This is a genomic window from Rhizobium esperanzae, from assembly GCF_002204185.1.
In the GTDB taxonomy this organism is placed as follows: domain Bacteria; phylum Pseudomonadota; class Alphaproteobacteria; order Rhizobiales; family Rhizobiaceae; genus Rhizobium; species Rhizobium esperanzae.
In genome coordinates this window covers 387,171-410,109 of record NZ_MXPU01000002.1, presented here as the reverse complement: position 1 = coordinate 410,109, position 22,939 = coordinate 387,171, and the positions used below count along the sequence as shown (strand labels likewise).

Below are 22,939 nucleotides of genomic sequence, written 5' to 3'. Positions count from 1 at the left end.
GTTATCCGGCCCCGCCCTTCGAAAGGGCCTGTCATTGGCACAATTGGTGCAGGAAAGGGATTTGGATGATGCGGAGGGCGTGAGCACCCGTCGCGTGCGAGGCCGCCGTTGGTCGCATCCCTTCACGCTGATTCGCCGCATCTTCGGCAATGCCGTCTTTTCGAGCCTGACGCGGCGCATCGTCTTCTTCAATCTGGTCGCGCTGCTCGTGCTCGTCGGCGGCATTCTCTATCTCAACCAGTTTCGCGAGGGATTGATCGACGCCCGCGCCGAAAGCCTGTTGACCCAGGGCGAGATCATCGCCGGCGCTGTTTCGGCCTCCGCATCGGTCGATACCAACTCGATCACCATCGATCCGCAGAAGCTGCTCGAGCTGCAGGCCGGCCAGAGCATCACACCGGTGCCGAACGACGAGGATCTTGAATTTCCGATCGATCCGGAAAAGGTCGCGCCGGTCCTGCGCCGACTGATCTCGCCGACACGCACACGCGCGCGCATCTTCGATGCCGACGCCAATCTGCTGCTCGATTCGCGCCACCTCTATTCGCGCGGCCAGGTGCTGCGCTTCGACCTGCCGCCGGTCGAAGAGGAGAAGCAGACCTGGAGCGATTGGTTCGCGACCCTGTTCAACAAGGCGCTGCAGCCCGGCAATCTGCCGCTCTACAAGGAAGCACCGGGCGGCGACGGCTCGATCTATCCCGAGGTGATGAACGCGCTGACCGGCGTGCGCGGCGCAGTCGTGCGCACCACCGAAAAAGGCGAACTCATCGTTTCCGTCGCCGTGCCGATCCAGCGCTTCCGCGCCGTGCTCGGCGTGCTGCTGTTGTCGACGCAGGCGGGCGACATCGACAATATCGTCCATGCCGAACGACTGGCCATCATGCGCGTCTTCGGCGTGGCGACGCTCGTCAACGTACTGCTGTCGCTGGTGCTCTCATCGACCATCGCCAATCCGCTGCGCCGTCTTTCGGCCGCCGCCATCCGCGTGCGCCGCGGCGCCAAGACACGTGAGCAGATCCCCGACTTCTCCGCCCGCCAGGATGAAATCGGCAATCTTTCCATCGCCTTGCGCGAGATGACGACGGCGCTCTATGATCGCATCGAAGCGATCGAGAGCTTTGCCGCCGATGTCAGCCACGAGCTGAAGAACCCGCTGACCTCGCTGCGCAGCGCCGTCGAAACACTGCCGCTCGCGAGGTCGGAGGATTCCAAGAAACGGCTGCTTGACGTCATCCAACACGATGTCCGCCGTCTCGATCGCCTGATCAGCGACATTTCCGACGCCTCGCGGCTCGATGCCGAACTCGCACGCGTCGACGCCGCCTCCATCGACATGGAGGTGCTGCTGCGCGACCTGATCGACGTGTCGCGCCAGATCAGGGGCAGCAAAAAGCAAGTGCAGATCGACTATGTCGTCGAACGCAAGCCGAACATCAAAACGCGCTTCGTCGTCAACGGTCACGACCTGCGCATCGGCCAGATCGTCACCAATCTGATCGAGAACGCCCGCTCCTTCGTCCCCGAAAAGGACGGCAGGATTACCGTGCGGCTGATGCGGACACGGTCGCGCTGTGTCACCACGATCGAAGACAACGGCCCCGGCATCCAGGCGGAAAATATCGACCGCATCTTCGAGCGCTTTTATACGGACCGGCCGGAATCGGAAGGCTTCGGCCAGAATTCCGGGCTCGGGCTATCGATCAGCCGCCAGATCGCCGAGGCGCATGGCGGATCGCTCAGAGCAGAGAACATTACCGATGTCGACAGCGGGCAGGTGCTCGGCGCGCGCTTTATTCTCGCCCTGCCCCTCGATCCAGCCGCATGACGGCGGCTGCCAACATCCATGCCACGGCGATCGTCGTCGGCAGAACGGGGCTGCTGTTCAGCGGTCCCTCGGGCTGGGGGAAATCGATGCTGGCTTTCACCTGCATGACCGAGGCGCGCCGCCTCGGGCTGTTCACGGCGCTGGTCGCCGATGATCAGGTGCTCCTGTCGGCAGAGACCGGCACGGTGATCGCCACCTGTCCGCCGTCGATCGCCGGGCTCATCGAACTTCGCGGCACCGGCATCGTTCGGCAGGACCACGTCCCTCAGGCGGCCATGCATTATGCCGTGCTTCCGGGCAGCGCTTCCGGCGAAAACCGCGTGCCTCCAGAGGGTGAGATCGTCAGCCTTGCCGCCGGTGTTTCACTTCCCGCATTGCGGTTGCTCACAGGCGTGTCTTCACCGCTTGCGATCCTGATGGCAAAAGCCCCTGATATCGGAGATTGAGGCCATCCGGATTGATCAATCTGCCTTATATATTTGCATTTTTATCTTGCACTTCGGCTTTTCATGGCCAAGATGTGCCCCCACCGGTGGACGTAATTGCTGCATTGCGATATTGGGGCCACCGTTTGCGTATATGGGAGCAGTAATATCATGATCGGACTTGTGCTTGTCACTCATGGCAAGCTGGCTGAAGAGTTTCGTCATGCTGTCGAGCACGTCGTCGGTCCTCAGAAATTCATCGAGACGGTCTGTATTGGCCCCGAAGACGATATGGACCAGAGACGGCAGGACATTCTGCAAGCCGTTTCCGGCGCCGATGACGGCCATGGCGTTGTCATCCTCACCGACATGTTCGGCGGCACGCCGTCCAACCTCGCCATCTCGGTCATGAGCAGCGGCCACACCGAAGTCATTGCCGGCATGAACCTGCCGATGCTGATCAAGCTCGCCGGCGTACGCGGCGAGAACAACATGGAGAAGGCGCTGGTGGAGGCTTCCGAAGCCGGGCGGAAATATATCAATGTCGCGAGCCGCGTGCTCAGCGGAAAATAACGGCGCTTCATGACATCGCTTTCCCGGGAACTCCTTATCATCAACAAGCGCGGCCTTCACGCTCGCGCTTCCGCTAAATTTGTGCAGATGGTCGAGAATTTCGATGCAGCCATCACCGTTTCCAAGGATGGAATGACGGTCGGCGGCACCTCGATCATGGGCCTCATGATGCTTGCCGCAAGCCCTGGCTCCAGCGTCGTCGTCTCGGCAAGCGGCAGCCAGGCTCAGGAAGCCCTGGAGGCCCTGGATCAGCTGATCCAGAACAAGTTCGGCGAGGAAATGTGAGCTCGGCCGAGTTCATATAAACATATAAAGACTTCTTTATATCCTTATTGCCATCCCAGGCGAAGCCTGCTAAACGGCGGACATGCTGTGCGCTTGCTTGCGCCTGCGCCAATTTTTGAGACGTTTTTCAGCCTGGAGACCTCTATGAGCACTGAAAAAGATTATGTCGTCGCCGATATCGGGCTTGCGGACTTCGGCCGCAAGGAAATCACCATCGCCGAAACCGAAATGCCGGGGCTGATGTCCTGCCGCGCCGAATTCGGCGACGCAAAGCCGCTGAAGGGCGCACGCATCACCGGTTCGCTGCACATGACCATCCAGACGGCCGTGCTGATCGAAACCCTGGTGGCGCTCGGCGCCGAAGTCCGCTGGGCCTCGTGCAACATCTTCTCGACGCAGGATCATGCCGCTGCGGCGATCGCCGCGGCCGGCGTTCCGGTTTTCGCCATCAAGGGCGAGTCGCTCGAGGATTACTGGGTCTATACCGACAAGATCTTCCAGTGGGCCGATGGCGGCCTTTCCAACATGATCCTCGATGATGGCGGCGACGCCACCATGTACATCCTGCTCGGCGCCCGCGCCGAAGCCGGCGAGGACGTGCTCTCCAACCCGCATTCCGAAGAAGAGGAAATCCTCTTCGCCCAGATCAAGAAGCGCCTAGCCGCTTCCCCGGGCTGGTTCACCAAGCAGCGCGACGCTATCAAGGGCGTCACCGAGGAAACCACGACCGGCGTCAACCGCCTCTACCAGCTGAGCCAGAAGGGCCTGCTGCCCTTCCCGGCGATCAACGTCAACGATTCCGTCACCAAGTCGAAGTTCGACAACAAGTATGGCTGCAAGGAATCGCTGGTCGACGGCATCCGCCGCGGCACCGACGTGATGATGGCCGGCAAGGTCGCCGTCGTCTGCGGTTACGGCGACGTGGGCAAGGGTTCCGCTGCCTCGCTCTCCGGCGCCGGCGCCCGCGTCAAGGTTACCGAAGCCGATCCGATCTGCGCTCTGCAGGCCGCCATGGACGGCTATGAAGTCGTGCTGCTCGAAGACGTCGTTTCGTCGGCCGATATCTTCATCACCACGACCGGCAACAAGGACGTCATCCGCATCGACCACATGCGGCAGATGAAGGACATGGCGATCGTCGGCAATATCGGCCATTTCGACAACGAAATCGAAGTTGCAGCACTTCGTAACCTCAAGTGGACGAACGTCAAGCCGCAGGTCGACCTGATCGAATTCCCCAAGGGCAACCGCATCATCCTTCTTTCCGAAGGTCGCCTGCTCAACCTCGGCAATGCGACGGGCCATCCCTCCTTCGTGATGTCGGCGTCCTTCACCAACCAGACGCTGGCGCAGATCGAGCTCTTCACCAAGCCCGGCCAGTACGAGAACAAGGTGTATATCCTGCCGAAGCACCTCGATGAGAAGGTCGCGCGGCTGCATCTCGACAAGCTCGGCGTAAAGCTTACCCAGCTCAGCGAAGAGCAGGCAGCCTATATCGGCGTAAAGCCGCAGGGCCCGTTCAAGTCCGACCACTACAGATATTGATTGGGTCATCAATATCCACAACATGTAGAAGCCGCGGCATTGACAAATGCCGCGGCTTATTTTTTGGCCGCTCCCTTCCCGCCGATTCCCTTCCGAAGTATTGTTTTAAGACTTGATTCGGGACGCCGGACCCCGTCCGATCGCTCCGAAAATGGGATGTCTTGTCGTAATGCGGCACATTGAAGGACGGAGACATACCGCGGATGTCGGAAGTGAAAAACAGCCTGCCCGGTCAGGCGGATGACGGCGCTCGCGCCGGTCGCCGCCCGCTTTCGGCAGGCCAAGACTATAAATCTGCAACGGCACACGAGGCCGCAAAGCAAGAGCATGGATCATTGGCGCGCTTCCTGAAAACCTGCGCAGCCGGCACGGCGCTTGCCGCGCTGGCACGGCCGGTACTGGCACAGACAGAGCAGCAGGCGGCGGCCTCGGCTCACCTTTTCACTTCCTCGCAGGTCATCGGCGTCTCCGTCGTCATCGGCGTCATCTCGGCGGCGCTGCTTTCCACGCTGTGGCTCGTGCGCCAGCGCGGCAATCTGGAAAATGAGAGCCGGGAAATTCGCTCGGCGCTTTCCGATGCCCAGCAGCGCATTTCGCAATATCAGGCGCTGATCGCCGACAAGAACCGGCGGATCGTCATCTGGGACGGCAATGCCCGTCCTGAATTGCTCGGCCAGCTTCCGGCGGAGACCGGCGCGCCGCAGGACGGCGAATTCCTGGCCTTCGGCCTCTGGCTGAAATCACGCTCGGCCTCGGAACTGGAAAAGGCGATCGACCGGCTACGTGACGGGGCGCAGAGTTTCGACATGGTGGTCGAGACCATCCGCGACGAAATTCTCGAGGCGCAGGGCCGGGTTTCCGGCGGACGCGCCTTCGTCCGCTTCGTGGCGCTCAACAATCTGCGCGCCGAGCTTGCCGAACTCAGGATCGAGCGCGACCGGCTGATGACCTCGATCTCGGCCTTCCAGACCATGCTCGACGCGATCGACATGCCGGCCTGGCAGCGCGACCCGGCGGGCCGGCTCACCTGGGTCAACCAGGCTTATGGCGACGCGGTCGAGGCACGCTCGCCGCAGCAGGCGATCAACGAAGGCCGCGAGATGCTGACGACCGTGGCGCGCGAACGCATTCGCGCGGTGACGACGCCGGAATCGCCTTTCCACGACACGATCTCGACGGTTGTGCGCGGCAATCGGACATTCTTCGATGTCGTCGACGTCAAGGTCCCCGGCGGCTCGGCCGGCATTGCGGTCGACGTATCCGACATAGAGGCGGTGCGCGCCGAGCTGGAACGGACGCTGAAGAGCCATGCCGAAACGCTCGACCATCTCGCCACACCCGTCGCCATCTTCGACGGCGAGCGCCGGCTGCAATTCTACAACCAGGCCTTCGTTGCGCTGTGGGAGCTGGATATTGCCTTCCTCGAAGGCCGGCCTGATAATAGCGAGCTGCTCGAACGCCTGCGCGCGGCCAAGAAGCTGCCGGACCAGCTCAACTGGAAAAGCTGGAAGGATGCCGCCCTTTCCGTCTATCGCGCGCTCGACACGCAATCGGATCTCTGGCACCTGCCGAACGGCCAGACGCTGCGCGTCTTCGCCACCGCCCATCCGCAGGGCGGCGCCACCTGGGTATTCGAAAATCTGACCGAGCAGGTCGATCTGGAAACGCGCTACAACACGCTGGTCAAGGTACAGGGCGAAACGATCGATCATCTTTCCGAAGGCGTGGCGGTGTTCGGACCCGATGGTCGCATTCGCCTGTCAAATCCGGCCTTCCGGGCGCTCTGGGGCATTACCGAAATCGAAGCCAAGCCCGGCACTCATATCCGGGCGCTGGGCGAAGCCTGCGCACCCTCCTATGACCGGCCGGACGGCTGGAAGACCTTCGCGGAACTGATCACCAGCTTCGATGACGAACGCCGCTCGAGCCAGGGAACGCTGGAACTCTTCTCCGGCCTTGTGCTCGATTACGCCGTCATCCCGCTGCCGAACGCGCAGACCATGCTGACCTTCGTCAACATGACGGACAGCGTGCGGGCCGAGCGGGCGTTGACCGAGAAGAACGAGGCGTTGCGTAAAGCCGACGAATTGAAAAACGACTTCGTTCAGCATGTTTCCTATGAACTTCGCTCACCGCTGACCAATATCATCGGCTTTACCGATCTGCTGCGCACGCAGGGGGTTGGGCCGCTGAATGAACGGCAGGCCGAATATATCGACCACATTTCCACATCCTCCTCGGTTCTGCTGACGCTCGTCAACGATATCCTCGACCTTGCGACGGTCGATGCCGGCATCATGCGGCTCAACTATGCCGAGATTGATCTCAACGATCTGCTCGACGACGTCTCGATGCAGATCGCCGACCGGCTGCACGAAAGCGGCGTTGCCCTCGAAATCACCGCCCCCGCCTATCTCGGCTCGATCGTCGCCGATCCGCAGCGGCTGAAGCAGATCCTGCTGAAGCTTCTTGCCAATGCGGCGAATTTCTCGCCGGAGGGCACCTCGATCGCGCTCGAATGCCATCGCGAAGGCACGGATTTCGTGTTCGCCGTGAGGGATCACGGCCCCGGCATCTCGCCGGACATGATCGCGACCGTCTTCGACCGGTTCGCGACGGGGGCTAAAAGCGGCAAACGCGGTGGCGCCGGCCTCGGCCTCTCGATCGTCGACAGCTTCGTCAGTCTGCATCATGGCGACGTGGCGATCGACAGCGAGCCGGGCAAGGGCACGACGGTCGTCTGCCGTATCCCCTCGGTCAACATCCCGCATTCCGCCGCCGCCGAATGACGACCGACGATACCATCTCGCTGTTCCTGAAGGACGAAGCGGCCACCATTCGCCTCGGCGAAGACCTGGCCTTGGCCTTGAAGGCCGGCGATTGTCTTGCCCTGTCGGGCGATCTCGGCGCCGGCAAATCCTCGCTCGCTCGTGCGATCCTGCGTGCCATTGCCGATGACGATGGGCTCGAAGTCCCGAGCCCCACCTTCACACTGGTGCAATCCTACGACCTGCGTATTCCCGTTTCGCACTTCGATCTCTATCGGCTCGGCGACCCCGGCGAATTGACAGAGCTCGGCTTCGACGAGGCCCTGCAGAACGGCATATGCCTCGTCGAATGGCCGGAGATGGCCGCGAGCGAATTGCCTACAGAACGCATCACCTTGACGCTGACGCATGAAGGCGACGGTCGCCGGGCGACGATCAGCGCCGCCGGCGCGCAGGCTTCTCGCATCCGTCGGGTCCTCGCCATCCGCGATTTCCTCAACGAGGCTGGTTATGCCGATGCCAAGCGCCGGTTCCTGACCGGCGATGCCTCGCTGCGCGCCTACGAGGCGATCTATCGCGAGAATACCGAGCGTCGCGACATCCTGATGGACTGGCGGCCGCATCCCGAAGGGCCGCCGGTCCATGACGGCAAGCCCTATCCCAAGGTCGCGCATCTTGCACAGAACGCCTATCCCTTCGTCGCAATTGCCGATACGCTGCGCGAACGGGGTTTTGCGGCGCCGGAGATTTATAAGGTCGATTACGAGCAAGGGATTCTCTTGATCGAGGATCTCGGCACGGAAGGCGTGCTCGATGACGACGGACGGCCGATCGCCGAGCGTTACCGGCAAAGCGTCGCTTGCCTTGCCCATCTTCATTCCATGCCATTTCCGCGGGATATTCCGGTTTCCGCCGCGCACACCCACCACATTCCGGACTTCGATCGCATGGCGATGAAGATGGAAGTGCAGCTTGTGCTCGACTGGCACATCGCCTGGAAGCGCGGCACCGCACCTTCCGATGCCGAGCGTCAGGAATATCTGGCAATCTGGGATGCGCTGATCGATGAGCTCGGCACGGCCGAGAAAAACCTACTGCTGCGCGATTTCCACTCGCCCAATATTATCTGGCGGGGCCAGGAACCAGGCATCAAACGGATAGGTCTCATTGACTTCCAGGACGCCATGATCGGCCCCACGGCCTATGACCTGGCCTCGATCGTCCAGGACGCACGGGTGACGATCGAGCCGGAGCTCTTCCGGCAGCTGATGGATGATTATCTCACCCTCCGCCGCGCGCAGGGCGGCTTCGACGAAGCGGACTTCTTGAAGGCCTGGGCGATCATGTCGGCGCAACGCAATTGCAAGCTTGCAGGTCTGTGGGTGCGGCTGTTGCAGCGGGACGGCAAGCCCGGTTACCTCAGACATATGCCGCGCACGCTCGCCTATCTCCAGGTCGCGCTCGAGCACGAGGCGCTTGCCCCCTTGCGCGATTGGTGCGCAAGGGCTGGAATAGGCCAGAGCGAATCATAAGTTCCGGATCAAGATGACCATCAGACAAGCCATGGTACTGGCCGCGGGTCTCGGGACCCGCATGCGCCCGATCACCGATACGATTCCGAAGCCGTTGGTGAAGATCGACGGCAAGCCGATGATCGATTTTGCGCTGGAGGCGCTGGTTTCGGCCGGCGTCGAGCGGGCCGTCGTCAACGTTCATCATCATGCCGAGCAGATGCTCGACCATCTCGGCAAATATAGCGGCCTCGACATCGTCATATCGGACGAGCGCGACGGGTTGATGAATTCCGGTGGAGGCTTGGCGAAGGGCCTGACGCTCCTGGACCGTGACGATATCTTCGTCATGAATGCCGATCTCTTCTGGATCGGCGAACAGCCGGGACGGCCGACGAACCTGCAACGCTTAGCCGGATTCTTCGATGCAAAGCACATGGACATGGCGCTGCTTTGCGTTAGGATTGAGGATACGACGGGTCACAACGGCAAGAACGATTTCAGCCTCGCTGCAGATGGCCGGCTGACGCGGTATCGCGACGATCCGTCCAATCCCGTCGTCTATGCCGGGGCGATCGCCATGAACCCGGCGCTGCTTGACGATGCGCCGAAGGATGCTTTCAACCTCAATATCTATTTCGACAAGGCGATCGCGCGCCGACGGCTGTTCGGCATTATGCTCGAAGGCCATTGGCTGACTGTAGGAACGCCAGAGGCGATCGGCGAAGCGGAGGAAACGATCCGCCGACTGCGGGCGTTCGCGTGAGCTCATGGCGGACCGGCACCAGCCACGCATCCTGACGATACCGGCGGGCCTGCCCTTCCTGAAAACGCTGGCGACGACGCTTTGCGACGGCCGCTTGACGCCCCTCTTTCGGCATGAGCCCGATGATCCGCTGTCGCTCGCCAGGGTGACGATCTACCTGCCGACCCGGCGCGCCGTGCGTGTGCTGCGTTCGGAATTCGTCGACCTGCTCGGCGGCCGCTCGGCGATCCTGCCGGTGATCCGTCCTCTCGGCGAAACCGATGACGACAGCGGATATTTCGAAGAGGCGTTGCCGGCGACGATCGATCTCGCCCAACCGCTGTCGAATACCGCTCGGCTCCTGGAACTGGCGCGGCTGATCCTTGCCTGGCGAAACAAACTGCCGGAGATCGTCCGTCACATCCATTCCGACTCGCCGCTCGTTGCGCCGGCAAGCCCGGCGGATGCGATCTGGCTCGCCCGCAACCTCGCGGAGCTGATCGATTCCATCGAAACCGAGGATCTTGACTGGTCGGAACTGTCGAAACTCGACACCGGCGACTACGCCGCCTGGTGGCAGTTGACGGCGGAGTTCCTGCAGATTGCCAGCGCCTTTTGGCCAGAGCGGCTTTCCGAGCTTGGTAAGTCCTCGCCGGCGCGGCACAGAAACGCCATTCTGCGGGCCGAAGCAGCCAGGATTTCGGCGGCGAAGCCGGCCGGGCCGATTATCATCGCCGGTTCGACGGGTTCGGTTCCTGCCACGGCCGATCTCATCGCCGCCGTTGCCAATCTGCCGGAAGGCGTGATCGTCCTTCCCGGCCTCGATCTCTCCATGCCCGAGAGGCATTGGCAAATGGTGGCGCCGGAGCCGGCGCCGGGCCAGCATGCCAACCCGGCCAGCCGGAGCCATCCGCAATATGGCCTGTCCTCGCTGCTGAAAAGGCTGAGGCTGACACGGGCCGACATCAGTCTGCTTGACTGGCCGGAGGCCGATCTCGATCGGCGCGCCGAAGTCCTGTCGCGCGCGCTCGCGCCGGCAGAGGCGACCAGCGACTGGGGAGCCTGGAAGAGCGCGCTGCCCGAGGGAGCGCTGACTTCCGCCTTTGCCGATGTTTCGCTGATCGAAGCCGCCAATGAGCGCGAGGAAGCAACCGCGATTGCCATCGCACTCAGGCTGGCCTTGGAAAGGCCGGGACGTGACGGCGAAAGCCGGGCAGCGCTGATCACGCCGGACCGCAATCTCGCCCGTCGAGTGATGGCGGAACTTTCCCGCTTCGGGATCCTCGCCGACGATTCGGCCGGCACCCCGCTTCCGGCCACACCGCAGGGCACCTTGTTGCAGCTGCTGCTGGAGGCGGCGCTGCGGCCGGGCGATCCGGTGGCGATCGTCTCGCTGCTCAAACATCCGCTGGCGCGCTTCGGCCTTGAGCGCGACGCCCTGATTTCTGCCACCGAGGCGCTCGAGCTGTTGGCACTGCGCGGCGGCGTGGCGGAGGTGGATATCAGTGCGCTGGAGTTGCTCCTGACCCACCAGCTCGGCGAACAGGTCCTCGACCGACACGCGCCGCAATGGCGAAAGGCGCTGCCAGCCGAGGCGGCCAATGCCGCATCCGAGCTTGCCCGCCGGGTCACCCGCGCAACCGAGCCTCTTGCCTCCGCGCTGATCCGGCACCGGCCGGAGGAGCGCGGCAAGACGGCGCGCTTCACGCTGTCCGAATGGGCGGAGCGGACCGGCCGCTCGCTCGAAGCGGTCGCGGCAGATCCGCAAGGCAATCTTGCCGATCTCTGGTCGCACGAGGCAGGGGACGCCCTTGCCTCGCTTCTTGGCGAAGTGATCGACACGGACGGCCAGATGGAGGCCGACGGACCGCAATGGATCGACATCATGGCCGCGCTCGCCGCCGGCCATGCGGTGAAGCCACGGGCCCTCAGCCATCCCCGGCTCTTCATCTTCGGCACACTGGAAGCCCGCCTGCAGAGCGTCGACACATTGATCCTCGGTGGGTTGAACGAAGGCTCCTGGCCAGGGCAGAGCGCCAACAATCCCTTCATTCCGCGCATGATGAAGACGGAGATCGGGCTCGAACCGCCGGAGCGGCGCATCGGCCAGCTGGCGCATGATTTCGAGATGGCGAACGGCACTCGCCACCTGATCTATTCGAGAGCACTGCGCCAAGGTTCGACGCCGACCGTCGCCTCACGCTGGCTGCAGCGGCTGCTGGCGCTCGGCGGAGAGGCATTTGAAGCGGCATTGAGAGAGCGCGGTAAGAGGTATCTGCAATGGGCCGGTCTCATCGATCGGGGAGAGGACCAGGCACCGGCGCAGCGGCCCTCGCCGAAACCGCCGTTGGCGCTGCAGCCGAAATCCTATTCCTTCAGCGAAGTCGGACGGCTGCGCCGCGATCCCTACGCCATCTATGCCCGTCGCATCCTGCGGCTCGATCCGGTCGACGCGTTCAACCGTGACCCGGGAGCGGCCGAACGCGGAACGCTCTATCACACGATCATCGATCGGTTCATCCGCGAGACGCATGTGGCCGGCACGCCGGAGGCGGCAGCGGCGATGGAGGGGATCCTTACCGAGCTTTTCGACATGGAGAAGCTGCCGCCGCATATCGATGCCGTCTGGCGGCCGCGCTTTCGCGAGGTGGCCCGTGCCTTCCTCGAATGGGAGGCCGGACGACGCCCCGCCATCCGCAGGACGCTGACGGAAGTGCGCGGCGGCGTGGAGCTGGAGGCGATCAATATCCGACTGAACGGCGTTGCGGACCGGATCGATATTACAGGACCGGGGGCGGCCGATATCATCGATTACAAGACCGGCTACAACCCCTCACCGGCACAGGCGCGCGCGCTTCTCGATCCGCAGCTCGCGCTGGAAGCGGCGGCTTTGAACGCCGGCGCCTTCCGCGACGCCGGCAGTCTGGCGCCGCAGGATCTGCTCTATGTCCGCCTGCGTCCGGGACGTCGGTTTCAGGTCGATACGGTGAACAATGAGAACTCGGCCCGCAGCGACAAAGCAAAATCAGCGATGGACCTCGCCGCGGACTCGATCGACCAGCTGATCAAGTTCGTCAGTTTGCTGCAGTCCGGCGAAAAGGGCTTTACCTCGCGGCTCATTCCGGCGCAGCAGTTTGATTTCGGCGGCGATTACGATCATCTCGCCCGCGTCTCCGAATGGTCGACGGCCGAGACTGAGGAAGGCGGCGGCGATGAGTGACCAGACCGCTCTTCCGAATGACGACGATCCCGGCGCGTGGATCGGCTGGACCACGATTCAGCAGGCGATCGCCTCCGATCCCGAGCGCTCGGCCTGGGTTTCGGCCAATGCCGGTTCCGGCAAGACGCATGTTCTGACCCAGCGTGTCATTCGTCTGCTGCTTGCCGGCGCGCGGCCTTCCGCCATTCTCTGCCTGACTTATACCAAGGCCGCGGCCTCCGAAATGTCGAATCGCGTCTTCGAACGGCTGGCAGACTGGGTGGTGCTCGACGACGAAGATCTCAGCCGGCGGATCATGCAGATCGAGGGAACGGCGCCCGATGCGCTGAAACTTGCCGAGGCGCGCCGGTTGTTTGCGAAGGCGCTGGAAACGCCGGGCGGATTGAAGATCCAGACGATCCATGCCTTCTGCGAAGCGCTGCTGCACCAATTCCCGCTGGAGGCCAACGTTGCCGGGCATTTCTCGGTCCTCGACGATCGCGCGGCGGCGGCACTGCTTTCCGATGCGCGCCGGGCGCTACTGACGGCAACGGCGCCGGAGGAAGGCAGCGCCCTTGCCGCGGCTTTCGCCTATGTGCTCAATCTCGGCGACGAATCCGGGCTGGAGAACCTGCTCGCCGACATCGTCGCCAACCGCAACGCCATTCGCCGCTTCACGGCGGCTGCCGAACGACGGGGCGGCGTGGAGGCGGTTCTGCGCGACAGGCTCGGCCTTGCGGTGAGCGATACGGAAAGCCGGATCTCGGCGCAATATTGGCCGTTGCCCGAGCTTTCGGGCCGCATGCTGGAGCTTTATCTGTCCCTTGCCGACCAGAAGGGCGGCGCCAAGGCACAGGAGGTTGCTTATGGCCTCAGGCTCGCCGGCCGGGAGCGCGATGATGGCAGGCGCGCCGAAATGCTGGAGAAGATCTTCCTGACGGCAAGAGGCGAGCCGAAATCGGACTCGCAGTTCCTGGTCAAGGCGATGCTCGCGGAGGCGCCGCAATTGACAGGCGCCATCGCCGCCGCCCGTGCGCATGTCGCGGCAAGCCGTGACCGGTTGAAACTGATGCGGATGTTCGGCGCCACGCAGGCGGCGCTGGTGCTCGCCGGTCGGCTGAACCACGATTACGAGGAGCTGAAGAGGCAGCGCAGCCAACTGGATTTCGAAGACCTGATCACCCGCACCGCCGACCTGCTGACCAGGAGTGGCGTCGGTCCCTGGATCCATTACAAGCTCGACCGGGGTATCGATCATATCCTCGTCGACGAGGCGCAGGATACCAGTCCGATCCAATGGAGCGTCATCCAGTCGCTCGCCGAGGATTTCTTTTCCGGCGAGAGCGCCCGGCCGGACGTGCGCACGCTCTTTGCCGTCGGCGACGAGAAACAGTCGATCTACTCCTTTCAGGGGGCGCGGCCCGAACGTTTTTCCGAAGAGAGCGACCGGACGCGGCGGCGTGTCTCCGACAGCGGGCAGAGCTTTTCTTCCGTGCGGTTGCCGCTCTCCTTCCGCTCGACCGCCGACGTGCTCGAGGCCGTCGACCAGATCTTCAGGACAGCGGACAATGCGCGCGGTCTCAGCGCCGTCGGCGAGCCGGTCGTGCATCGGTCCAGCCGAATCGGCCATCCGGGCGCCGTCGATCTCTGGGAAATGATCGCGCCTGAGGCGGTGGTCAAGGAGGAGGATTGGACGGCGCCCTTCGATGCGACACCGGAAAGTGCACCGGCCGCAATCCTCGCGCGGCGGATCGCCCATGCGATCGGCACGCTCGTCGGCCGTGAAACAATCGTCGACAAAGGCAAGGAACGGGTGATCGAAGCCGGTGACATTCTTGTCCTGGTGCGCAAGCGCGATGCCTTCGTCAATGCGTTGACACGCGCCTTGAAGCGCCGCGGCGACATTCCCGTCGCCGGCGCCGACCGACTGACGCTGACCAGCCATATCGCCGTGCAGGATCTGCTGGCGCTCGGCCGTTTCCTGCTTCTGCCAGAGGACGATCTTTCGCTCGCTGCCGTGCTCAAAAGCCCGCTTTTCGATCTTTCCGAGGACGATATCTTTGCGATCGCCGGCCTGCGGGGCGACAACGAGAGCGTCTGGAGCCATCTCAAGAGGTTTGCGGCCGACGGCACCGAACGTTTCCGTGCTGCCGTCGAAAGGCTGGAGCTGTTTCTGCGGCAGTCGAGGCGTCTGTCGGTCCACGATTTCTATGCGCGCGTACTGGGCAGCCATGGCGGGCGGCGGCAATTCCTTGCCCGTCTCGGCACCGAGGTCAGCGATATTCTCGACGAATTCCTGACCTTTACCCTCGACCACGAGAGTTCCGGCCTTCCTGGGCTGCAATCCTTCATCTCAACGCTGGAGCTCGAAGCGCCGGAGGTGAAGCGTGAGCAGGACAAGGGGCGAAATGAAGTCAGGATCATGACCGTGCATGCCTCCAAGGGTCTTGAAGCACCAATCGTCTTCCTCGTCGACGGCGGTTCCAAGCCCTTCACGCATACACATCTGCCGAAGCTTCGCCTGATCGAAACCGACGCCGACGAGCCGCCGCTGCCGGCCTGGGTTCCCGTCTCCGACCTCGCCAATTCGCTGACGCAAAACGACGCAGCGCGGATCCAGATGCTGGCGGAAGAGGAGTATCGTCGGCTGCTTTATGTCGCCATGACGCGGGCTGCCGACCGGCTTGTTGTTTGCGGCTATCGTGGCGTTCGTGTCAATAACGATACCTGGCATATGATGATCTCAGCCGCGCTGAGCGAAGGCCATCCGCATGTGGAGGCGGCCACCTTCTCCGGCCCAGACGGGGAATGGCCGGGCATCCGATGGCGCGTGCCGCGGGTGGAGCGGCGCTTCGAGCGTATCGACCGCAACGAGGCGCGCGACAGCCAGGAGGCGTTGCCGGAAGGCCTGTTGCGGCCATTGCCGCCGCAGACTGAGCTGCCCCGCCCCCTCAGCCCATCCGGCGCCGGGACGATCGTCGACGAAGACGAAGGCGGCTTGCTTGTCGCTTCGCCGCTGTTCGGCGAGAAAGAGCGCAGCGATCGTTCGCTGGAAAAGGGCAGGCTGATCCATCGCATGCTGCAGGCGCTTCCCGACATTCCACCGGTCGAACGGCCGGGTGCCGCGAGCCGCTATGCCGAGCGGGCGGCGCGGTTCTGGCCGGAAGCGGAACGCCGCCGACTTGTCGATTCGGTTCTGAAACTCATGGACGAAGAGGGTCTGCAGCCGGTTCTCGGAGAAGAGGCGCAGCCGGAAGTTTCGATCATGGGAACATTGACGCTCGAAGACAGGCGCTATGCGGTCTCCGGCCGTATCGACCGGCTCGCCGTGCTTGCCGATCGCGTCGTCGTTCTCGACTACAAGACCAATCGGGTGCCGCCTTCGACCGAGGAGGCGATCCCTTTCGCACATAAGGCTCAGCTCGCGATCTATCGTGAGATCCTGGCGCCGCTCTATCCCGGCAAACACATCGACTGCATGCTCGTCTACACCGAGAATGCGTCGCTCTATAAGTTGAGCGAAAAGGCGCTCGGTTTGGCGCTTGCAGGACTCAAGACAAAGTGAAATACCCGACATTGAAAATTTAGCGCCGCACCATCACATGTGGTTCAACATCTTCTTCGGTCAAAGGAGCAGCCTATGGCTACCGTGAAAGTCGATATCAATAACTTCCAGTCGGAAGTTCTGGAATCCGCAGAACCCGTCGTCGTCGATTTCTGGGCCGAATGGTGCGGTCCCTGCAAGATGATCGCTCCGAGCCTCGAGGAAATTTCCGTCGAAATGGAAGGCAAGGTCAAGGTCGCCAAGCTCAACATCGATGAAAACCCGGAACTCGCCGCCCAGTTCGGCGTGCGCTCCATTCCGACGCTCGCGATCTTCAAGGGTGGCGAAGTGGCCGATATTTCGGTCGGCGCCAAGCCGAAGACAGCTCTTTCGAACTGGATTTCGAACGCCGCCTGATCGATATCGTCCTTCATATCGCATGAAAAAGCCCGGCTTCGACCGGGCTTTTTTCGTCTGCTTATTTCGGGGGCGTGCCATTGTCGGCAAGCACATCGCCGACGAGATAGAGAGAGCCGCCGACAAGGATGCGGGGCGGCGGTGCCGCCGGGGCGAGGGCCGATTTTATCGCTTCCAGCGCCTCGCCGACCGTCGACATCGGTTCGGCGACCAAACCGGCATCATAGGCGGCGTTCGACAATAGCACCGGGTCGATCATCGCGTCGCTGCCGCGGATCGGCACGCAGAACACCTTCTCGACCAGGCCTGTGAAGGCCTTGAAATAACCGATCGGATCCTTGGTGTTGATCATGCCGATGATCAGGAAAAGCGGCCGCGGCTGGCGCTCCTCGAAATTGGCCATGGCTTCGGCGATCACTTCGCCGGCGCCGGGATTATGCCCGCCATCGACCCAGATCTCGGCGCCGAGCGGGGCATGCGACAGCAGCCGGCCTTCGCTCAGGCGCTGCAGCCGGCCCGGCCATTCCACGCAATTCATCGCCTTTTCCATCATCGTCTCGGTGACGGTGAAACCCGCCGCCTTGACGGCGCGGATGGCGGCGGCGGCATTGGCGTATTGATGGCGACCGGGAAGACGCGGCAGCGGCAGGTCGGCAAGGCCGTATTCGTCTTGATAGACAAGCCGCCCATATTCCTCATGGGCCATGAAATCCTGCCCGAAAACCGCGGTCGGGCAATGCAGCCGTTCGGCCGTCGACATCAGCACATCGAGCGCGGCATCATATTCCTGGTGACCGATGACGACGGGCAGTCCCGGCTTCATGATGCCGGCCTTTTCGGCTGCAATCAGCTCGACCCTATCGCCGAGATAGGGCTGATGATCGAGCGAGATCGGCATAATGACCGAGACCGCCGGATCGGAAATAACATTGGTGGCGTCGAAACGGCCGCCGAGGCCGACTTCGATGATCGCAGCATTGGCCGGATGTTCGGAAAACAGAATGAAAGTGACGGCCGTCAGAATCTCGAAGACGGTGATGTGCTCGCCGGCATTCGCATCGGCCACACGGCGCACGGCCTCGGCAAAGACGGCATCGTCGACGAGTTGGCCACGGCCGCCCGCCACGCCGATGCGATAGCGCTCGTGCCAATTGACGAGATGCGGCGAGGTATGGACATGAGCACTGTAGCCGCCGGCTTCGAGCAACGCGCGGCAGAAAGCGGTGACCGAGCCCTTGCCGTTGGTGCCGGCGACATGGATCACCGGTGGCAGTTTCCTGTGCGGATTGCCAAGTCGGTCGAGAAGACGGGTGATGCGATCGAGAGACAGATCGAACCCCTTGGGATGCAATCCCATGAGTTTTTCGATCTCCTGCGCTGCCTCACTCACCGCGGTTTGGCCTCTGGGTATCAATTCGGCACCCCGCCTGTTTGCCTGATATCAGGCGCTCGCCGCCATGGCGATCGCTCCACGAGTCACGTCGTTGGCTGCCGAGACGGGCTTCTTCGTCAGAATTTTCAGGACCCGCGCCAGCGTTTCCGGAATGTCGTGACGTTTGACGACCATGTCGACCATACCATGTTCCAGCAGATATTCGGAGGTCTGGAAGCCTTCCGGCAGCTTTTCACGCAGCGTCTGCTCGATCACCCGCTTGCCGGCAAAGCCGATTTCGGCGCCGGGTTCGGCCAGATGAATATCGCCGAGCATGGCGTAAGAGGCCGTCACACCGCCCGTCGTCGGATTGGTCAGCACGACGACATAGGGCTGGCCGGATTCCTTGAGCAGATCGACGGCAACGGTCGTGCGCGGCAGCTGCATCAGCGAGAGAATGCCTTCCTGCATGCGCGCACCGCCGGAAGCCGGGAACATCACCAGCGGGCATTTTTCCGACGTCGCACGTTCGAAAGCCTTGACGATCGCCTCGCCGGCGGCGATGCCGAGCGAACCGCCGATGAAGTTGAATTCGTGCACGACGGCAACGAGTTTCAGACCCTGCACCTTTCCGAGGCCGGCGAGGATCGTGTCCTCCTGTTCGGTCTTCAGGCGACTGTCGCGCAGGCGATCGCTGTACTTCTTCGAATCGCGGAACTTCAACGGGTCCTGGGCGACCTTCGGCTGCGGCAGCGATTCATACTCGCCATTGTCGAAAAGATCGGCAAGGCGCGCCTTGGCCGGCATCTTCATGTGATAACCGGATGCCGGAATGACCCATTTGTTGGACTCCAGGTCCTTATGGAAGACCATCTCGCCCGTTTCTGGGCACTTGATCCAGAGGTTCTCCGGCACTTCGCGACGGCCCAGCATGGAATTGATCCGCGGGCGAACGTAGTTGGTGATCCAGTTCAACTCGAATTCTCCTAACTGACTAGTGCCAATGTGGGCAAACTATTCGGCAGCAACAAGGCGCGCCGAACGTGCTCCCGATGAGAGGCCGCGCACCAACGTTGCGACTGCCTGAACCGTGTCGGCCGTCGCCTTTCCGTCTTTCGTCAAACTGGTTGCGACCTGATTGACGATGGCGGTGCCGACGACGACGCCGTCGGCAGAGCCGCCGATCACCTTCGCGTGCTCCGCCGTCTTGACGCCGAAGCCGACGCAGACGGGCAGCTCCGTATGCTGCTTGATACGCTGGACGGCGCCGGAAACCAGCGACGGATCGGGCAGTGCCGAACCGGTGATGCCGTTCATCGACACGTAGTAGACGAAGCCGGAGGTGTTCTTCAACACAGCGGGCAGACGCTTTTCGTCGGTGGTCGGCGTCGCCAAGCGGATGAAGTTGATGCCCTTGCGGATCGCCGGAATGCAGAGTTCGTCATCCATCTCCGGCGGCAGGTCGACGACGATCAGGCCGTCGATACCGGCGGCCAGCGCATCATCGAGGAACGTCTCGACGCCGTAGATGTAGATCGGATTGTAATAGCCCATCATCACGATCGGCGTCGCGTCGTTGCTCTTGCGGAAGTCTGCCGCCAGCTGCAGCGTCTTCTTCAGCGTCTGGCCGCCTTTCAGCGCTCGCTGACCGGCCAGTTGGATCGCCGGACCGTCGGCCATCGGATCGGAAAAGGGCATGCCGAGCTCGATGATGTCGGAACCTGCTTCCGGCAATGCTTTCATGATGCCGAGAGAGGTATCGTAGTCAGGATCGCCGCCCATGAAATAGGTCACGAGCGCCGGACGGCCCTCGGCCTTCAGCTCGGCGAAGCGTTTGTCCATGCGTGCGGTCATGTCTTACAGTCCCATTCCCAGAATCTTGCCGACGGTGAAGATATCCTTGTCGCCTCGGCCGGAGAGGTTCATCAGGATGATCTCGTCCTTGCCCATCGTCGGCGCGCGCTTGATGACCTCGGCGATCGCATGCGCGGCCTCGAGCGCCGGAATGATGCCTTCGAGGCGGGTCAGGGTCTGGAAAGCCTCGAGCGCCTCGTGGTCCATGATCGGCACGTAATCGACGCGGCCGATATCGCTCAGCCAGGAATGTTCGGGGCCGATGCCGGGATAATCGAGACCGGCCGAAATCGAATGGCCTTCCTTAATCTGGCCGTCGCCATCCTGCAGCAGATAGGTGCGGTTGCCGTGCAGAACGCCCGGAGAGCCTGCGGTGATCGAGGCGCAATGTTCGTCGCCCTGCAGGCCCTTGCCGCCGGCTTCGACGCCGACGATCTTCACGGAGGAATCGTCCAGGAAGGGGTGGAAGATGCCGATCGCATTCGAACCGCCGCCGACGGCAGCGACGACGAGATCCGGCAGGCGGCCTTCGGCAGCCAGAATCTGCTCTTTCGCTTCCGCGCCGATCACGGACTGGAAATCGCGGACCATCTCCGGATAGGGATGCGGACCGGCCGCCGTGCCGATCAAGTAATAGGTATCCTCGACATTGGTGACCCAGTCGCGGAGCGCCTCGTTCATCGCGTCCTTCAGCGTGCCGCTACCGGCTGTTACCGGTTTGACCTCGGCACCGAGCAGCTTCATGCGGAAAACGTTCGGCGCCTGACGCTCGACATCGGTCGCGCCCATGTAGACGACGCAGGGAAGGCCGAAGCGGGCGGCGACGGTCGCGGAGGCAACGCCATGCTGACCGGCGCCGGTCTCGGCAATGATCCGCGCCTTGCCCATGCGCTTGGCGAGCAGGATCTGGCCGATGCAGTTGTTGATCTTGTGCGAACCGGTGTGGTTCAACTCCTCGCGCTTGAAATAGATCCTCGCGCCGCCGAGTTCGGCCGTCAGCCGTTCAGCGAAATAAAGCGGGCTCGGCCGGCCGATATAGTGCGCGCCAAGATGCTTCAGTTCCGCCTGGAAGGCCGCATCGTTCTTCGCCTTGCTCCACTCGTCCTGCAGGTCGAGAATCAACGGCATCAGCGTTTCGGCAACGAAACGACCGCCATAGATGCCGAAGCGGCCATCTTCATCAGGCCCGGAACGGAAGGAATTCGGTTTAGGCGTTTCGTTCACTCTCAACTCCCTGAGGCCGTCACAAGCGTCTCCGCCCTTTCGACCGCATCAAAAAATTCATCGATCATTGCGACGCTTTTCACGCCGGGCTCAATTTCGACACCCGAGGAGACGTCGATACCACGTGCCTTGGTCTTCACAAGCGCATCCGCGACATTGTTCTTGTTCAGGCCACCGGAGAGCATGTAGTCGATGCAGCCGTCGAGCCAGCCGAGAAGGCTCCAGTCGAAGGAAATCCCGTTGCCGCCAGGCAGTTCCGAACCCTTCGGCGCTTTCGCATCAAAGAGGAAACGGTCGGCAATACCGATATAGGCTTCGACGCGCCTGAGATCGTCGGCCGTGCGCACGGAAAAGACTTTCATGACAGGCAGGCCATAGAGCGCCTTGATCGTCAGCACATGTTCGGGACTCTCGTTGCCGTGGAGCTGTAGAATATCCGGCTTCAGCAGCGAGACGATCTCGTCCAGATCGTCATTGGTGGGATCGACGACGACGGCGACGATCTTCGCCTTGCCGCGCGCCGGTTCGGCGAGCTTTGCCGCCACATCGGGCTCGACGTAACGCGGGCTCTTTCCGAAAAAGATAAAACCGATATGGGTCGCGCCGCGTTTCAGCGCCCGATCGATCGCTTCGGGCGTCTTCAAGCCACAGATCTTGATATCGAGTTTCATGGCAGCGAAGTGACACGAAATGCTGCAAGAGTCGAGCCAATTTGCATGGAAAGCTGTATTTAGCGGGGCTTGGGTCTAATCGAAATCAATGGCGTGCAGCTGGCTGCCGTGCCGCTTCAGCCACAATTTCGCTTCCTCCATGCCAGGGCAAAGCTTCTTGCAAAGCGCCCAGAAGCGAGGGCCGTGATTCATCTCCTTGAGATGGGCGACTTCGTGAGCGGCGAGATAATCGATCACCGAAGGCGGCGCCATGACGATACGCCAGGAGAAACTCAAATTTCCCTCCGACGAGCAGGAGCCCCAGCGGCTGCGGGTATCCTTCATCGAAATCGAGCGGATCGGCGCCCTGATCGTTGCCGCATGCATCGCCGCCAACCGTTCGAGATCGGCGCGCGCCTCTTTCTTGAGGAAGGCCGCGGTGCGCCGTCCGACATGTTCGGGCAGCCCGCTGACGCGCAGCACAGGACTGCCATCCACGGAGACCACCTCCGTCAAGCCGCGCAGGCTGCCGGTGTGCTCGATGAGATGGGAAACGCCGCGCAGGAGGATCTTGCTGCCGTCGCTTAAGCCGGTATCGGTCGAAAACTTGGCAAGCTTGGTCAGCAGCCACCCCTGGTGCCGATCGAGGAAAGCATTGACCTCCCGCGCCGCAAGGCCTCTCGGCACCGTCATCTTCAGGGCCCGACCGCCCGGCTCGATGCGAAGCGTGATACGGGTTGCCTGATCGTGCTGCTTGATGGTCAGCGGCATGAGCCGGCCGGCGACATCGAGCGTCCGCGTTTCGGGCGGAACCGGCTTTCGCGCCTTTGGCCGTGTCTTCAGAAGCGGAAACATGGGGTTTTCTAATACGATTCGCCGGTGAATCTACACGATTTGCGAGGCAGGTGGCATGGAAAAACCGGCATCGCGAGATGCCGGTCATTATGTCATCGCCTAAAGCGCGTCGCGATCTTTCAGATTCGCTCCTTGCGCTTCAGGTCT

At 62.3% G+C, this 22,939-nt stretch carries 17 protein-coding genes; 11 read left to right on the top strand and 6 right to left on the bottom strand.

The annotated features are described in order from the left end of the window. Nucleotides 1-34 precede the first annotated feature (34 nt). The 11 genes from B5E41_RS04220 to trxA all read left to right on the top strand — a co-directional run bounded on the left by B5E41_RS04220 (nt 35) and on the right by trxA (nt 16,837). Nucleotides 35-1,825, top strand: coding sequence for a sensor histidine kinase (locus B5E41_RS04220; protein ID WP_088391289.1), 1,791 nt, complete (start codon nt 35-37; stop codon nt 1,823-1,825). Next, on the top strand, nt 1,822-2,271 hold the full coding sequence (locus B5E41_RS04215) for an HPr kinase/phosphorylase (protein WP_088391287.1): 450 nt from the start codon (nt 1,822-1,824) through the stop codon (nt 2,269-2,271). The genes B5E41_RS04220 and B5E41_RS04215 overlap by 4 nt, the downstream gene beginning before the upstream one ends. Nucleotides 2,272-2,421: 150 nt before the next feature. Then, complete coding sequence (locus B5E41_RS04210; protein ID WP_011423437.1) at nt 2,422-2,823, top strand: PTS sugar transporter subunit IIA; 402 nt, start codon at nt 2,422-2,424, stop codon at nt 2,821-2,823. 9 nt (nt 2,824-2,832) lie between these two features. Beyond that, nucleotides 2,833-3,108, top strand: a complete 276-nt coding sequence (locus tag B5E41_RS04205) for an HPr family phosphocarrier protein (RefSeq protein ID WP_011423436.1) — start codon at nt 2,833-2,835, stop codon at nt 3,106-3,108. Nucleotides 3,109-3,252: 144 nt separating this feature from the next. Then, the gene (gene ahcY / locus B5E41_RS04200; protein WP_088391285.1) at nt 3,253-4,653 is read left to right on the top strand and encodes an adenosylhomocysteinase; all 1,401 of its coding nucleotides are present in this window, start codon (nt 3,253-3,255) and stop codon (nt 4,651-4,653) included. A gap of 203 nt (nt 4,654-4,856) precedes the next feature. Then, complete coding sequence (locus B5E41_RS04195) at nt 4,857-7,442, top strand: PAS domain-containing sensor histidine kinase (protein WP_088391283.1); 2,586 nt, start codon at nt 4,857-4,859, stop codon at nt 7,440-7,442. Next, nucleotides 7,439-8,953, top strand: coding sequence for a tRNA (adenosine(37)-N6)-threonylcarbamoyltransferase complex ATPase subunit type 1 TsaE (tsaE, locus tag B5E41_RS04190; RefSeq protein WP_088391281.1), 1,515 nt, complete (start codon nt 7,439-7,441; stop codon nt 8,951-8,953). The genes B5E41_RS04195 and tsaE overlap by 4 nt, the downstream gene beginning before the upstream one ends. A 13-nt stretch (nt 8,954-8,966) precedes the next feature. Next, nucleotides 8,967-9,698 (top strand): nucleotidyltransferase family protein, encoded by a 732-nt coding sequence (locus tag B5E41_RS04185; protein ID WP_088391279.1) that lies wholly within the window; start codon nt 8,967-8,969, stop codon nt 9,696-9,698. A gap of 4 nt (nt 9,699-9,702) precedes the next feature. Then, the gene (gene addB, locus B5E41_RS04180) at nt 9,703-12,897 is read left to right on the top strand and encodes a double-strand break repair protein AddB (protein ID WP_088391277.1); all 3,195 of its coding nucleotides are present in this window, start codon (nt 9,703-9,705) and stop codon (nt 12,895-12,897) included. Beyond that, on the top strand, nt 12,890-16,441 hold the full coding sequence (gene addA / locus B5E41_RS04175; RefSeq protein ID WP_088391275.1) for a double-strand break repair helicase AddA: 3,552 nt from the start codon (nt 12,890-12,892) through the stop codon (nt 16,439-16,441). The genes addB and addA overlap by 8 nt, the downstream gene beginning before the upstream one ends. A 75-nt stretch (nt 16,442-16,516) precedes the next feature. Then, nucleotides 16,517-16,837, top strand: a complete 321-nt coding sequence (gene trxA, locus B5E41_RS04170) for a thioredoxin (RefSeq protein WP_004672616.1) — start codon at nt 16,517-16,519, stop codon at nt 16,835-16,837. A 61-nt stretch (nt 16,838-16,898) separates the two neighbouring features. Here trxA and B5E41_RS04165 read toward each other — a convergent pair whose 3' ends face one another. The 6 genes from B5E41_RS04165 to B5E41_RS04140 form a co-directional block, all read right to left on the bottom strand. Then, nucleotides 16,899-18,251 (bottom strand): bifunctional folylpolyglutamate synthase/dihydrofolate synthase, encoded by a 1,353-nt coding sequence (locus B5E41_RS04165; protein WP_176439336.1) that lies wholly within the window; start codon nt 18,249-18,251, stop codon nt 16,899-16,901. A gap of 27 nt (nt 18,252-18,278) precedes the next feature. Then, the gene (accD, locus tag B5E41_RS04160) at nt 18,279-19,184 is read right to left on the bottom strand and encodes an acetyl-CoA carboxylase, carboxyltransferase subunit beta (protein ID WP_088391271.1); all 906 of its coding nucleotides are present in this window, start codon (nt 19,182-19,184) and stop codon (nt 18,279-18,281) included. Nucleotides 19,185-19,223: 39 nt separating this feature from the next. Continuing rightward, on the bottom strand, nt 19,224-20,063 hold the full coding sequence (gene trpA / locus B5E41_RS04155) for a tryptophan synthase subunit alpha (protein ID WP_088391269.1): 840 nt from the start codon (nt 20,061-20,063) through the stop codon (nt 19,224-19,226). A 3-nt stretch (nt 20,064-20,066) separates the two neighbouring features. After that, complete coding sequence (gene trpB / locus B5E41_RS04150) at nt 20,067-21,287, bottom strand: tryptophan synthase subunit beta (protein WP_088391267.1); 1,221 nt, start codon at nt 21,285-21,287, stop codon at nt 20,067-20,069. 2 nt (nt 21,288-21,289) lie between these two features. Beyond that, on the bottom strand, nt 21,290-21,958 hold the full coding sequence (locus tag B5E41_RS04145) for a phosphoribosylanthranilate isomerase (protein ID WP_088391265.1): 669 nt from the start codon (nt 21,956-21,958) through the stop codon (nt 21,290-21,292). Between the two features lie 75 nt (nt 21,959-22,033). Then, nucleotides 22,034-22,792 carry a M48 family metallopeptidase gene (locus tag B5E41_RS04140; protein WP_088391263.1) on the bottom strand — a complete coding sequence of 253 codons (759 nt, stop codon included), beginning with the start codon at nt 22,790-22,792 and terminating at the stop codon, nt 22,034-22,036. Nucleotides 22,793-22,939 lie beyond the last annotated feature (147 nt).